This window comes from Dickeya aquatica, assembly GCF_900095885.1.
Classification (GTDB): domain Bacteria; phylum Pseudomonadota; class Gammaproteobacteria; order Enterobacterales; family Enterobacteriaceae; genus Dickeya; species Dickeya aquatica.
In genome coordinates, this window is record NZ_LT615367.1 from 3,855,118 (window position 1) to 3,869,696 (window position 14,579).

10 protein-coding genes are annotated in these 14,579 nt (G+C 56.5%); 8 read left to right on the plus strand and 2 right to left on the minus strand.

Annotated elements, in window-relative coordinates; all coding sequences use genetic code 11:
- Positions 1 to 17: 17 nt before the first annotated feature.
- Complete coding sequence (locus DAQ1742_RS17485; protein ID WP_067487298.1) at positions 18 to 785, minus strand: DedA family protein; 768 nt, start codon at positions 783 to 785, stop codon at positions 18 to 20.
- A gap of 226 nt (positions 786 to 1,011) precedes the next feature.
- Here DAQ1742_RS17485 and DAQ1742_RS17490 point away from each other — a divergent pair, with 226 nt between their 5' ends.
- The 3 genes from DAQ1742_RS17490 (at position 1,012) to rluA (ending at position 7,208) form a co-directional block, all read left to right on the plus strand.
- Positions 1,012 to 3,378, plus strand: coding sequence for a DNA polymerase II (locus DAQ1742_RS17490; protein ID WP_180706344.1), 2,367 nt, complete (start codon positions 1,012 to 1,014; stop codon positions 3,376 to 3,378).
- 211 nt (positions 3,379 to 3,589) lie between these two features.
- Positions 3,590 to 6,493 (plus strand): RNA polymerase-associated protein RapA, encoded by a 2,904-nt coding sequence (rapA, locus tag DAQ1742_RS17495; protein WP_035344269.1) that lies wholly within the window; start codon positions 3,590 to 3,592, stop codon positions 6,491 to 6,493.
- A 61-nt stretch (positions 6,494 to 6,554) separates the two neighbouring features.
- On the plus strand, positions 6,555 to 7,208 hold the full coding sequence (rluA, locus tag DAQ1742_RS17500; protein ID WP_035344272.1) for a bifunctional tRNA pseudouridine(32) synthase/23S rRNA pseudouridine(746) synthase RluA: 654 nt from the start codon (positions 6,555 to 6,557) through the stop codon (positions 7,206 to 7,208).
- A gap of 65 nt (positions 7,209 to 7,273) precedes the next feature.
- Here rluA and djlA read toward each other — a convergent pair whose 3' ends face one another.
- Positions 7,274 to 8,260 (minus strand): co-chaperone DjlA, encoded by a 987-nt coding sequence (gene djlA, locus DAQ1742_RS17505; RefSeq protein WP_035344273.1) that lies wholly within the window; start codon positions 8,258 to 8,260, stop codon positions 7,274 to 7,276.
- A 151-nt stretch (positions 8,261 to 8,411) separates the two neighbouring features.
- On the opposite strand from djlA, the gene lptD reads away from it, so the two are divergent.
- The 5 genes from lptD (at position 8,412) to apaG (ending at position 14,575) form a co-directional block, all read left to right on the plus strand.
- Complete coding sequence (gene lptD / locus DAQ1742_RS17510; RefSeq protein WP_180706183.1) at positions 8,412 to 10,823, plus strand: LPS assembly protein LptD; 2,412 nt, start codon at positions 8,412 to 8,414, stop codon at positions 10,821 to 10,823.
- 242 nt (positions 10,824 to 11,065) lie between these two features.
- Positions 11,066 to 12,358, plus strand: a complete 1,293-nt coding sequence (surA, locus tag DAQ1742_RS17515; protein ID WP_035344276.1) for a peptidylprolyl isomerase SurA — start codon at positions 11,066 to 11,068, stop codon at positions 12,356 to 12,358.
- Positions 12,358 to 13,371 carry a 4-hydroxythreonine-4-phosphate dehydrogenase PdxA gene (gene pdxA, locus DAQ1742_RS17520; protein ID WP_035344278.1) on the plus strand — a complete coding sequence of 338 codons (1,014 nt, stop codon included), beginning with the start codon at positions 12,358 to 12,360 and terminating at the stop codon, positions 13,369 to 13,371. Before surA ends, pdxA begins: the two co-directional genes overlap by 1 nt.
- Positions 13,364 to 14,182, plus strand: a complete 819-nt coding sequence (gene rsmA, locus DAQ1742_RS17525; RefSeq protein WP_035344280.1) for a 16S rRNA (adenine(1518)-N(6)/adenine(1519)-N(6))-dimethyltransferase RsmA — start codon at positions 13,364 to 13,366, stop codon at positions 14,180 to 14,182. Before pdxA ends, rsmA begins: the two co-directional genes overlap by 8 nt.
- Before the next feature lie 15 nt (positions 14,183 to 14,197).
- Positions 14,198 to 14,575 carry a Co2+/Mg2+ efflux protein ApaG gene (gene apaG, locus DAQ1742_RS17530; protein ID WP_035344282.1) on the plus strand — a complete coding sequence of 126 codons (378 nt, stop codon included), beginning with the start codon at positions 14,198 to 14,200 and terminating at the stop codon, positions 14,573 to 14,575.
- Positions 14,576 to 14,579 lie beyond the last annotated feature (4 nt).

Here is a 14,579-nt window from a genome sequence, read left to right on the forward strand (position 1 = left end):
GTATGGCTGCGACCCGATTATCCATTCAGGATTTGCCACAGCAGATGCCGGTACACCGGCATCAACGGATGCTGCCACAACTGCCACAGACTAACGGCGGCGATAACCGATAACAGTGGAGCCAGCCAGCGCAGACGTAAAGCCGTCAGCCAGCCGGTTGACACGGCATCTTCCCCACGAGAGACGCGCCACCAACGCCACAGCAACCACCCCGCACACCACAGCAGGATAGCCGTCACCAGCAGCAACCACTTAAAACTGCCGCTATCGGCCTGCGCAGGGATCTCAATGGCTACCCCCGCCAGAATGCCGGGCATCAGGTATACCGGTGGCCAGGTGAGACAACCGATAATATTCGGCAGCGCAAAACGCCGGGGCGAAAGCTCCAGCATTCCCGCCACCATTGGAATAAGTGGTCGCGTCGGGCCAAAAAACCGCCCGATCAAAATGGTCGCCACACTGTGCTGGTGCAACATTTTTTCCGTACGATACAGGTAAGCGCTGTGCTTTTGCAGAAACGACCAGTTATGGAGTTTTTCTTTAAAACGCCAGCCAATAAAATAGGAAATCCAGTCCCCCAGCAGGCAACCGACAATCCCCATGCCCCAGGCCGGGTAAAGCCCCATGGTGCCGCTGCCGATAAGCGCCCCCAGTGACGCCATCATCAGCGTGCCAGGCAGCAGCAGCCCCACCAGCGCCAGCGACTCCAGAAACGCCACCAGCAACACCGCTGTGAGCGAATAGGCCAGTGATTGTGTGATGAAGTGTTCCAGCCAGGCTTCCATAAATCTCTACATTTCTGCTTTTTTATGAACGAAGATAACGGGATGATAGCAGGAAAGCGGCAAACGATGGCCGATAATAGCAGTGGGATGAATAGCAGTGGGATGTATCACGCCAGAGCGTTGTCAGGCACAGGCATAACTGGACAGATACTGTATAAATATCCATAATTTTCTACACCGTAGATTTTTTACTCTGACAACCTAACCCTGACGACATGTGATGAGCATTACCTCTCCCCGGCAAGGCTTTGTGTTAACCCGCCATTGGCAGGATACCCCCGCCGGTATTCAGGTCGATTTCTGGCTGGCGACGGACGACGGCCCTTGCCAGGTTCGCTTGCCGATGCAGCAGGCGGTGGCGTTCGTTCCCTTGCGCCATCAGGCATCAATCGCACGCCTGCTGCGCCATGAGCGCCACTGGCAATTGCGCCCGGTGCCGCTACAGAGTTTTCACCAAGAGCCCCTGCTGGGGCTGTATTGCCAGCAATACCGGCAGTTACTGCGCATTGAAAAACAGCTGCGCGAGGCAGATATCGCGGTGTATGAAGCCGATATCCGCCCGCCAGAGCGCTTTTTGATGGAGCGCTTTATCACCGCACCGGTGTGGTTTAGCGGTGAGCCTTCTGCCAGCGGCGTGCTGGAAAATACCCGCCTTAAGCCTGCCTCTGGCTATCAACCGGCGCTTAAAACCGTGTCGCTGGACATTGAAACCAGTCGCCACGGTGAGCTGTACTGCATCGGGCTTGAGGGGTGCGGCCAGCGTCAGGTCTTTATGCTGGGGCCAGCAAATGGCGAAGCCGAGGACGCCCGGGGGCTGCAACTGGATTATGTCGCCAGCCGCCCGCAACTGCTGGAAAAACTCAATCAGTGGCTGGCAACCTATGACCCGGACGTGATCCTCGGCTGGAATCTGGTGCAGTTTGATTTACGGGTGCTGCAACAACACGCGCAACGCTATCACATCCCGCTGCGCCTTGGGCGTCACGCACAGGTGCTGGAATGGCGGGAGCACGGCTACCGGCAAGGGCACTTTTTCGCCAGCGCACCGGGCCGCCTGATTGTCGATGGCATTGAGGCGCTGAAATCCGCCACCTGGCATTTTGCGTCTTTTAGCCTGGAATTTGTCGCGCAAACGCTGCTCGGCGAAGGCAAAGCCAGCGAGAATCCCTATCAACGGCTGGATGAGATAGAACAGCGCTTCGCCCACAATAAACCGGCGCTGGCGCACTATAACCTGAAAGATTGTGAGCTGGTGACTCGCATTATTGAACACACACACCTGTTGGCGTTTTTACTGGCGCGCGCCAGTGTTACCGGGTTAGCCGCTGACCGCAGCGGCGGCTCGGTGGCCGCCTTCACCCACCTGTACCTGCCGCGTATGCACCGCGCCGGTTTCGCTGCCCCCAATCTTGGCGAGGTGCCGCCGCAGGCAAGCCCAGGCGGCTATGTGATGGACTCGCGCCCCGGTCTCTACGACTCGGTGCTGGTGCTGGATTACAAAAGCCTCTATCCCGCGATTATCCGCACCTTTTTGATAGACCCGGTCGGGCTGATAGCCGGGTTGCAGCATCCTGATGAACAGCACGCGGTAGCCGGTTTTCTCGGGGCCTGGTTTTCCCGCCAGCACCACTGCCTGCCGGCGATTGTGGAAGCTATCTGGCAGCAACGCGACCTGGCCAAACAGCACGGTGATAAGCCGCTGTCGCAGGCGCTGAAAATCATCATGAATGCGTTTTACGGCGTGCTCGGCTCCAGCGGTTGCCGCTTTTTCGACCCGCGCCTCGCCTCATCGATTACCCTGCGCGGCCACGACATCATGCGCCAGACGCGGGCGCTGATTGAAGCCAGGGGTTATCAGGTCATCTACGGCGATACCGATTCGACATTCGTCTGGCTTAAGCAAGCGCACAGCAACGCCGCGGCGGATGCGATTGGCCAGGAACTGGCAGAACACGTCAACCACTGGTGGCAACAGCACTTATTTCAACAGCATGGGCTCACCAGCGCGCTGGAACTGGAGTATGAAACCCATTTCCGGCGCTTTTTAATGCCGACCATTCGCGGTGCCGAGCTTGGCAGCAAAAAACGCTACGCCGGGTTGATACACAGTGCGCAAGGCGAGCAGATGGTGTTTAAAGGGCTGGAGACGGTGCGCTCCGACTGGACACCGCTGGCGCAACAGTTCCAGCAGCAACTCTACCTGCGCATTTTCCACCGAGAACCTTATCAGGACTGGGTGCGAGCGTTCGTGCAGCGCACGCTCAGTGGCGAACATGATGCATGGCTGGTCTACCGCAAACGCCTGCGTCACAAGCTCAGCGACTATCAGCGCAATGTGCCGCCGCAGGTGCGCGCGGCACGCATGGCCGACGACTACAACCGCCTACACGACAGGCCGTTGCAATATCAGAACGGCGGCTGGATAAGTTATGTCATCACCGTCAACGGCCCGGAACCGCTGGAGAACCGCCGTTCCACGCTCGATTACAGCCATTACGTGGAAAAGCAGCTTCAGCCGGTGGCTGATGCAATTTTACCCTTCCTGCACGACGATTTTGCTACACTGATTACCGGACAAATGGGGCTATTTTAATGTGATGCTGCTGCCTGACAGGTGACGAACAGGCCACCATCCAGTACCATAGCGCCCTTTCAAAATATCAGGCGCTCCCCATCCCCGTACTACCCGCTATGCCCAGCATCGCCCCGGCGAGTTGCGCAAGGCAGGGCAGGTATTGCCAGATGAGGGGCGCGACCCCGGTCAACACATTCTCCGACAACGACGAGTATCGAGTTTAGAATTTATGCCTTTTACACTTGGTCAACGCTGGATAAGCGACACAGAAAGCGATTTGGGATTGGGTACGGTAGTGGCGATGGATGCCCGTATGGTGACGTTGCTGTTTCCCGCCAGCGGCGAAAACCGCCTCTATGCCAGAAATGACGCCCCCATCACCCGCGTGATGTTCAATCCCGGCGATACCGTCACCAGCCATGAGGGCTGGCAGTTACAGGTTGACGATATTCGTGACGAGAATGGCCTGCGTACCTATATCGGCCAGCGGCTGGATACGCAAGAAGCCGCCGAGCTGCGCGAAGTCTTTTTAGACAGCAAACTCACCTTTAATAAGCCGCAAGACCGGCTGTTTGCCGGGCAGATAGACCGGATGGATCGCTTTGCGCTGCGCTATCGCGCCCGTTTGCACCAGCACGCCCAGGCATTGCAGCCGTGGGGCGGCCTGCGCGGTATGCGCGCCAGCCTTATCCCCCATCAGTTGTACATTGCCCGCGAAGTGGGCCAGCGCCACGCGCCTCGCGTACTGCTGGCTGATGAGGTGGGGCTGGGGAAAACCATTGAAGCGGGCATGATTATCCACCAGCAACTGCTGGCCGGGCGTGCCGAGCGCGTGCTGATAGTGGTGCCGGAAACCTTGCAGCATCAGTGGCTGGTGGAAATGCTGCGCCGGTTTAATTTGCTGTTTTCCCTGTTTGATGACGAGCGCTACGCCGAAGCGCGTCTGGACAGCGATAACCCGTTTGAAACCGAGCAGTTAATTATCTGCTCGCTCGATTTTGTGCGCCGCAACCCCTCACGCTTTGAACAGTTACAGGATGCCGAATGGGACTTGCTGGTGGTCGATGAAGCGCACCATCTGGCCTGGAGTGAAGCGGCACCGAGTGCGGCGTACCGCGCCATTGAGAAGCTCGCCGAGGTCACGCCCGCCGTCTTGCTGTTGACCGCAACGCCAGAGCAGTTAGGCCAGGAAAGCCACTTTGCCCGCCTGCGCCTGCTTGACCCGGATCGCTTCCATGATTATCAGGAATTTGTCGCCGAACAACAGCACTACCGCCCGGTGGCGGATGCCGTCAGCTTGCTGCTGGGCGGCGAGCCTATCAGTGATGCGCAGCGCAACATGTTAAGCGACATGCTGGGCGAGCAGGATATCGAGCCGCTGCTGAAATCCATCGCCAGCGAGCGTGAGGATGCTATCAGCGCCCGTCAGGAGCTGATAGCGATGCTGATGGATCGCCACGGCACCAGCCGGGTGCTGTTCCGCAATACCCGTCAGGGGGTAAAAGGCTTCCCGAAACGCGAACTGCACCAGATAAAACTGCCGCTGCCGACGCAATATCAAACCGCGATGCGCGTCGCCGGTATCATGAATGCGCGTAAATCAGCGGAAGACTGTGCCCGTGATATGCTCTACCCGGAGCAGATTTATCAGCAATTTGAAGATGATAACGCGACATGGTGGAGCTTTGACCCGCGCGTTGAATGGATGCTGGATTTCCTCACCAGCCACCGCGATGAAAAAGTGCTGGTTATCTGCGCCAAAGCCGCCACCGCGCTGCAACTCGAACAAGTGCTGCGCACCCGCGAGGCGATTCGCGCAGCCGTGTTCCACGAAGGGCTGTCGATTCTTGAGCGTGACCGGGCGGCAGCGTATTTCGCCTCCGCCGAAGACGGCGCACAGGTGCTTATCTGCTCCGAGATAGGCTCCGAGGGCCGCAACTTCCAGTTCGCCAGCCATCTGATCATGTTTGATCTGCCGTTTAACCCGGATCTGCTGGAGCAGCGCATCGGTCGTCTGGATCGTATCGGCCAGAGCCGTGACATCCAGATTATGGTGCCGTATCTGGAAAATACCGCGCAGGCATTGCTGGTACGCTGGTATCACGAAGGGCTCGATGCCTTCGAGCACACCTGCCCGACCGGTCGCACCATTTATGATAAGCACCATGAACAGTTGATTACGCTGCTGGCGAAACCCACCGAAACCGACGGGCTTGATGAGCTCATCCACACCTGTCGCCAGCAACATGACCAGCTCAAGGCACAACTGGAACAGGGGCGTGACCGCCTGCTGGAACTGCACTCCAATGGCGGTGAGCAGGCACAGGCGCTGGCTGCGGCAATCGCCGAGCAGGATGATGATGTCGGTCTGGTCAATTTTGCCCTCAACCTGTTTGATATCATCGGTATCCATCAGGATGACCGCAGCGACAACCTGATCGTGCTGACGCCCTCTGAGCATATGCTGGTGCCGGATTTCCCCGGCCTGGCGCAGGATGGCTGCACCATCACCTTTGACCGGGAACAGTCGCTGTCGCGCGAAGATGCGCAGTTCGTCAGCTGGGAGCACCCGCTTATCCGTAACGGGCTGGATCTGGTGCTTTCAGGTGACACCGGCAGTTGCGCCGTCTCACTGCTGAAAAATAAAGCCTTGCCGGTTGGCACCCTGCTGGCGGAGCTGGTGTATGTGGTTGAAGCGCAGGCACCGAAAAAACTGCAACTGACCCGCTTCCTGCCGCCGACGCCGATTCGCGTACTGCTCGATCGCAAAGGCACCAACCTGGCCACACAGGTGGAGTTTGAAAGTTTCAATCGTCAGTTGAGCGCGGTGAACCGTCATACCTCCAGCAAGCTGGTCAATGCGGTACAGGATGATGTCCATGCCATGCTGCAAAAGGCCCAACCGCTGGTTGATGCACAGGCACAGGTGCTGATAACCGAAGCGAAAAACCGTGCCGATGCCGAATTACGCCGCGAACTTGAACGCCTGCAAGCGCTGAAAGCCGTTAACCCGAATATTCGTGATGACGAGCTGGAAGCGCTGGAAGAACAGCGTGAACAGGTGCTGCAAAACCTGCAACAGGCCAACTGGCGTCTTGATGCCATCCGTCTGGTGATGGTGGCGCATCAGTAAGCGCCGCCGGTTGTCTATCATTTAGCGCGGCAAGACCCCTTGCCGCGCTGTCGGAGTATTCATGCAACCCTATAATCCGCCGCGCGACCCCTGGTTACATATCCTGTATCAAGACCCGCACATCATGGTGGTGAATAAACCCAGCGGCTTGCTCTCGGTGCCCGGCCGTGCTGAAGAACACAAAGACAGCATCATGAGCCGCATTCAGGCTGATTTCCCCACCGCCGAGTCGGTGCATCGGCTCGATATGGCGACCAGCGGTGTGATAGCCGTGGCGCTGACGAAGGCCGCCGAGCGCGAGCTTAAACGGCAATTTCGAGAACGAGAGCCGAAGAAATCCTATGTCGCACGCGTGTTTGGCCATCTTGAGCAGGATGAAGGGCTGATAGATTTACCGTTGATTTGTGACTGGCCGAACCGGCCCAAACAGAAAGTCTGCTTCGAACAAGGTAAACCCGCTCAGACCGCCTATCAGGTGTTGTCACGCGATAATGATGGCTCGACGCGCGTCAAACTGATGCCGATTACCGGGCGATCGCACCAGTTGCGGGTACATATGCTGGCGCTCGGCCACCCGATTTTAGGCGACGGGTTTTATGCCTCACCCGAGGCGCTGGCGATGGCTCCACGGCTGTTACTGCACGCACAAGAGCTGGCCATCACCCATCCGGCGTTCGCCACACCAATACATTTTCGCTGCGAAGCCGATTTTTAAAGCGCGTCCGGCACGATGACGTGTCTCGTTAACAACAGGATGACAGCGGAGAAACGCGCAGGGCGTCAGCGGGAAAATTTGTGGGTTTTGAGAAATTCGTAAGCGGCCTGAATGTCCTGGGCTTTGCGCTTGGCCATTTCAATCATTCTGGGCGATAGCCCTTTGCCCATCATTTTATCGGGATGATGCTCACTCATTAGCTTGCGGTAAGCGCGCTTCACTGTCGCGGCATCATCACTGGTATGAACCCCCAGCGTGCGGCAGGCGCTTTCAAGCGTTGGCCCACGCGATGATATCGGCGGGCGCTGCCCGTAAGACTGCCCGCCGTAAGAACGCTGGTAGGATTTATTGCCCTGCCGGGAAGAAGAGTGATAGCTGTTGTTCTGTGACTGGGAATTCCCTTGCTGCGACTGCCCTTGTTGTCTCGACTGGCTGTTTTGCCTGGATTGGCTGTTTTGCCTTGACTGATAACTGTTTTGCCGCGACTGATAATTCCCCTGGCGAGAAGACGCGTTGTTGCGCTCGATATTGCGCATGAACAGTTCAAACTGTTCACGGGTGACGCCCAGTTCATCAGCAAACACGTACAGCAGACGACGTTCATTGGGATGCAGCGCGCCATCGACAAACGCAACCTGCAATTGAATTTCAAGAAACATACGAATCAGGTCAAAGCGCCCGATACAGGCATCACGCAGCTTGCGCAGCTTGTTGCGCACCGGAAACTGGCTGGCTTTACCTTCACGAAACGCCTGTTGCGCGGCATTGCGTGCTTCACCGTGTAGCTCCAGTCTATCCATCATGTTGGTGGCGACGCGGATATCCAGCTCGGTAACCCGCCCTTTGGATTTGGCCAGGTGCCCCATGGCCTGAAACGTAGTCAGGCAAAACAACGCCTGACGGGTCGCCTGGGCGGAAAAAAAGTCGCGCTGACGGGATGCACGGGCTCTGTCAACCAAATGACCCAGCAACAGCCCGATAATCAACCCGCTGATACCCGCGCTGGATACAATCCCGAGCGCCAGCCCCAGCAACTTTCCCCAATACCGCATATACTCCTCAAATCCCCATGCCGTCGGCTAAAAATTGCTTTATCATACCCGTCATTTATCTTTGCTCCTAACGGCAACGCATAGAAAATGGCGGGGATTTTGCACTGGCACCGTGCCAGTAGTTATATCGAGTCTCTGACCGTTTGCCGGCATGATGCCCTTGATGACGGAACACCTGATACCGCGTATGAAAAAAAGTCTTCCAACCTTGCTGGCCTCAGTTATTGGGTCGGCGCTGTACAGCCAGCACGCGCTGGCCGATCTCGCCTCTCAGTGTATGCTGGGCGTGCCTGTGTACAATCGCCCGTTCATCGCGGGTGATACCAGCCAGTTGCCGGTTCATATCACCGCTGACCAGTCACAGGCCAACTACCCGAACGATGCGGTTTTCACGGGTAATGTTTACGTTGAGCAAGGCAACCGCGTACTCACTGCCGATCAGGTTCTGCTTAACCAAAAGCAGCAGGCCAATCAGGCCGATCCGGTCCGTACCGTGACCGCGATTGGTAATGCGCATTACGACGACAATCAGGTCATTCTCAAAGGCCCGAGAGCCTGGTCTAACCTGAACACAAAAGACACCGACGTGGAAAACGGCAACTATCAAATGGTTGGCCGTCAGGGGCGCGGCGATGCCGACAAGATGAAGATGCGTGAGAACAACCGTTACACTATTTTGGATCACGGTTCGTTCACCTCTTGTCTGCCAGGAGATGATAGCTGGAGTGTAGTCGGTTCGGAAGTGATTCAGGACAGACAAGAAGAAGTGGCTGAAATCTGGAACGCCCGTTTTCGCATCGCAGGTGTCCCGGTGTTCTATAGCCCTTATATGCAGTTACCGCTGGGTGACAGACGCCGCTCCGGTTTTCTTATTCCGAATGCCAAGTACGGCAGCAGCAATGGTTTTGAGCTGATTACCCCGTATTACTGGAACATCGCCCCGAACTACGATGCCACCATTACCCCACATGTGCAGACCAACCGTGGTATGCAGTGGCAAAACGAATTCCGTCACTTGTCTCGTTTTGGTTTTAGCCTGATTGAGTTTGACTGGCTGGAGAACGACAAGCAGTACAAAAACGATGTGATGTCGGGCAAGTCCGGTTATGCGCCTGATGAAAGCTATACCCGCTGGCTGTTCCACTGGCAGCATTTCGGCGTGGTCGATCAGGTCTGGCGTTTCAGCGCGGATTACACCAAAGTCAGTGACTCGAGCTATTTCACCGATTTGGACTCCGTTTACGGCAACACCACCGATGGTTATGCCACCCAAAAGTTCAGCCTGGGCTATGCCAACCTGAACTGGGACGCCACATTATCAACCCGTCAGTACCAGATTTTCAGCAGCCTGGCTAACCGGGATGTCTATCGCGCGATACCGCAGCTCGATGTCAACTACTATCAAAACGACGTCGGCCCGTTTGACTTCCATCTCTATGGCCAGGCGGTGAAATTTACCAACGTAAACCCGGTCTACCCGGATGCGACACGGTTTCACATCGAGCCAACGTTATCACTGCCGATTGCCAACCAGTGGGCCAGCCTGAATACCGAAACCAAACTGATGGCCACCCACTATCAGCAGGAAAACCTGGATAAATACCTCGCCAGTGGCATTAACAATACCGAGGCTCAGGCTCTAAAAGAGAGTGCCAATCGTGTGATGCCACAATTCAAAACCGATGGAAAAATGGTGTTTGAGCGCGACATGGACTGGGCAACAGGCTACACCCAAACCCTGGAGCCTCGCGTGCAGTACCTGTATGTGCCGTACCGGAATCAGTCATCCATTCGCACCTACGACTCCACGTTGTTACAGGCTAACTACGCCGGTCTGTTCCGTGATAAAACCTTCAGCGGTCTGGATCGCATCGCCTCAGCCAATCAGGTCTCCAGCGGTGTGACCACCCGTTTATACGACGGTGCGCTTGAGGAGCGCTTTAATGCCTCCCTCGGTCAGATTTATTACTTTGACCGCCCGCGTACCGGCACGGCCGCCAGCATTGACCAGAATAATGACAGCGGCAGCCTCGCCTGGGCTGGCGATGCCTACTGGAAGTTTGCCGATAACTGGGGCGTGCGCGGCGGGGCGCAGTATGACAAGCGCATCAATAATTTCACGCTGGGGGATGCGGTGCTGGAGTACCGTGGTGGTGGCGAGCGCATGTTCCAGTTGAACTACCGTTTTGCCAGTGCTGAATACATTCAGGCCATGCTGCCCAACATAAGAAACCCCGGTTATCAGCAAGGGATTTCTCAGGTTGGTGCCACCGCCAGTTGGCCGTTATCAGAGCGCTGGGCAATTATTGGTGCTTACTACTATGACACCAAAGCGAATCAACCGGCCGATCAGTTACTGGGCCTGCAATACAACACCTGCTGCTGGGCGGTCAACGTTGGCTACGAGCGCAAAATTACCAAGTGGAACAGCAACCTCAACCAAAGCGTGTATGACAATAAAATAGGCTTCAGCTTTGAGTTACGCGGCTTGAGCAGCAATTACGGCCTGGGCACAGAAAAAATGCTGGGCAATAGCATCCTGCCTTACCAGCGCGCGTTCTAAGGTATGTTATGACGATGTAATGCCGGGAACTCTGACAACGAGAGACGTCTAAATAACCGGTAACGATTAAGAACCTGGCGCAGCAGGCCGTGTTTCGCGACCAGTGTTAACACGGCCTGCCTGCCAAAAACCGCAGCGCGCTTTTGGGGTAGTCTGGGTTCAACATGGCCGCTCACGCAGCCTTGATGGGATAGGTTCTCAACATTTAACCCGCTCTGGCGGATGACATTAACGGGAAAGGTATGAAGAACTGGAGAGCGCTTGTTCTGGGACTGGCACTGAGTGCCAACATGGCGTTTGCGGCACCGCAGGAGATGGATAAAATCGCCGCCGTGGTCGATAACAGTGTGGTTCTGGAAAGCGATATCAATAGCCTGCTGCAATCCGTGAAAATGAATTCACAGGAAGCCGGTCAGCAATTGCCGGATGACAGCACGCTGCGCCACCAGATCCTGGAACGCCTGATCATGGATAACATCATCATGCAGATGGCGCAGAAGATGGGTGTGCAGATTTCAGACGATCAACTGGATCGTTCCATCACCAATATCGCGGCGCAAAACCGCATGAGTCTGGATCAACTGCGCAGCCGTCTGGCCGCTGAAGGCGTCAATTTTGACACTTATCGCAGCCAGATCCGCAAAGACATGACCATCGCCGAAGTGCGTAACAGTGAAGTGCGCCGCCGTGTCAGCGTTTTGCCGCAGGAAGTGGATTCGCTGGCCCAGCAGCTCGCAAGCCAGGGGGCGAACGGCCCCGAAGTCAACCTGAGCCAGATATTGATCCCGCTTGCAGAAAACCCGACCCAGGATCAGGTCGATAAAGCCGAGTCACTGGCTAACCGACTGGTAAAAGAGGCCTCTCAGGGCGCAGATTTCGGCAAACTGGCCATCACCTATTCGGCCGACCCTCAGGCACTGAAAGGCGGCCAGATGGGATGGGGCCGCCCGCAGGAGTTACCGTCGCTGTTTGCTGAACGTCTCTCCAGCCCGCGTAAAGGCCAGATAATCGGGCCCATCCGCTCAGGCGTCGGTTTCCATATTTTGCGTATTAACGACACCCGTGGCGGCGATCAGGCGGTTTCGGTGACAGAAATGCACGCCCGTCACATCCTGCTGCGTACCTCGGTGGTGATGAACGACGCGCAGGCCCGCGCCAGGCTTGAAGATATCGCCAGCCAGATTCGCAGCGGTAAACTGAGCTTTGCCGCGGCAGCCAAACAGCTGTCGCAAGACCCTGGTACCGCCAATCAGGGCGGCGATCTGGGTTGGGCGTCACCGGATATGTACGATCCGGCATTTCGCGATGCGTTGACCCAACTGCAAAAAGGCGAACTCAGTGCGCCGGTGCACTCTTCTTTTGGCTGGCACCTGATCCAACTGCTGGATTCCCGTCAGGTAGACAAAACCGATGCGACGCAAAAAGAGCGCGCCTATCGCATGCTGTTTAACCGTAAATTTGCCGAAGAAGCCCAGACCTGGATGCAGGAAAAACGCGCCGCAGCCTACGTGAAAATCATCAGTGGGCAGAACTGATGCAGAGCGAAAAGCGGCAACCGCGTAGTGTCACCAGAATAGTGGTGACACCCGGCGAACCGGCCGGGATTGGCCCTGACCTGATAGTCACACTGGCCCAGCAAGACTGGCCGGTAGAACTGGTGGTGTGCGCTGATGCACATTTGCTGCAAACGCGCGCTCAGGCATTGCAACTGCCGCTGCAATGGCGTGAGTATCAGCCGGAGCAGCCCGCACAACCTCAGCAGGCCGGTACGCTGACGCTGCTGCCGGTATCGCTTGACGCACCGGTTGTCGCGGGGCAGTTAAACGTAGCCAACGCCCGCTATGTGGTAGAAACACTGGCCCGTGCGTGTGATGGTTGCCTGCGCGGTGAATTTGCCGCTCTCGTCACCGGCCCGGTGCACAAAGGGATCATCAACGATGCCGGTATCGCCTTTTCCGGCCATACCGAATTTTTTGCCGATCGCAGCCACCGCCCGCGTGTGGTGATGATGCTGGCAACCGAAGAGCTGCGCGTGGCGCTGGCTACCACTCACCTGCCGTTAAAAGCGGTGGCAGATGCCATTACCCGTGACAGCCTGCATGAAGTGATCACGATTTTGCATCACGACTTGCAGCAAAAATTCGGCATACCTCAGCCTGCCATCTACGTGTGCGGGCTCAATCCGCATGCCGGTGAAGGCGGGCACATGGGGCGTGAAGAGCTGGATGTCATCATCCCGGCTCTGGACGAATTGCGCCAAACCGGAATACAGCTTATCGGCCCACTTCCTGCCGATACCCTGTTTCAGCCCAAGTACCTCGACCATGCCGATGCGGTGCTGGCGATGTATCACGATCAAGGCCTGCCGGTACTGAAATATCAGGGCTTTGGCCGGGCTGTGAATATCACCCTGGGGCTACCGTTCATCCGTACCTCCGTTGACCACGGCACCGCGCTGGAACTGGCCGCCAGCGGCCAGGCCGACTCAGGCAGTCTGCGGACTGCCTTACATCTCGCTATTGATATGACGACTAACTGTAATGAATAATCGCGTCCACCAAGGCCATTTCGCCCGTAAGCGTTTTGGTCAGAATTTCCTCAACGATCAGTTTGTGATCGACAGTATTGTCAGCGCCATTCACCCGTTGCCGGATCAGGCGGTGGTAGAAATCGGCCCCGGTTTGGGGGCGCTGACAGTACCGATCGGCAATCGAATGGATCGTTTCACCGTGGTGGAGCTCGATCGCGATCTGGCGGCCCGTCTGGAGGTGCATCCGGTTCTCAAAGACAAGCTCACCATCATCCAGCAGGATGCGATGACCGTCGATTTTTCCGCGCTGTCGCAACAGGCAGGACAGCCGCTGCGGGTATTTGGTAATCTTCCGTATAATATTTCGACACCGCTGATGTTTCATCTGTTCAGCTATACTCACGCCATCCGTGACATGCACTTCATGTTGCAAAAAGAGGTGGTGAACCGGCTGGTCGCGGGCCCAAACAGCAAAGCCTATGGCCGCCTGAGCGTAATGGCGCAGTATTATTGTCAGGTGATCCCGGTGCTGGAAGTGCCGCCAACAGCTTTCCGCCCCGCCCCTAAAGTGGACTCGGCGGTGGTCAGACTGGTGCCGCACACCACGTCACCTTATCCGGTGGTGGATACCCGTATTTTGGGCCGGATAACAACCGAAGCCTTTAACCAGCGTCGCAAAACGCTGCGCAACAGTCTGGGGAATCTGTTCACTCCCGGGCAACTGAGCGCGCTAGAGGTAGACCCGAATATCCGGGCTGAAAACGTGACCATTACGCAATATTGTCGGCTGGCCGAATGGCTGACCGCACACCCCACATCGCAGGAATAAGCTGGAGTTGTCGTCATGATGAATGCGCCCCGAGTTTGCATACAGGTTCAGAGCTTCTATGTCGAAGCGCAATCCCAGCCAGAGGACGCGCGCTTCGTCTTTGCCTATACCATTACTATTCGTAATCTGGGGCGTCATGACGTCAAACTGCTTAATCGCTACTGGCTGATTACCAACGGTAACGGCAAACAGACCGAGGTGCAGGGCGAGGGGGTTATCGGCCTTCAGCCTGTTATCAAGCCCGGTGGCGAATTCCAATACACCAGCGGCGCGATTCTGGAAACCCCGATGGGCACCATGGAAGGGTATTACCAGATGATTGACCATCAGGGTGAAACATTTCAGGCTCCCATTACGGTATTTCGTCTGGCCATTCCCTCACTCATACATTAAACGA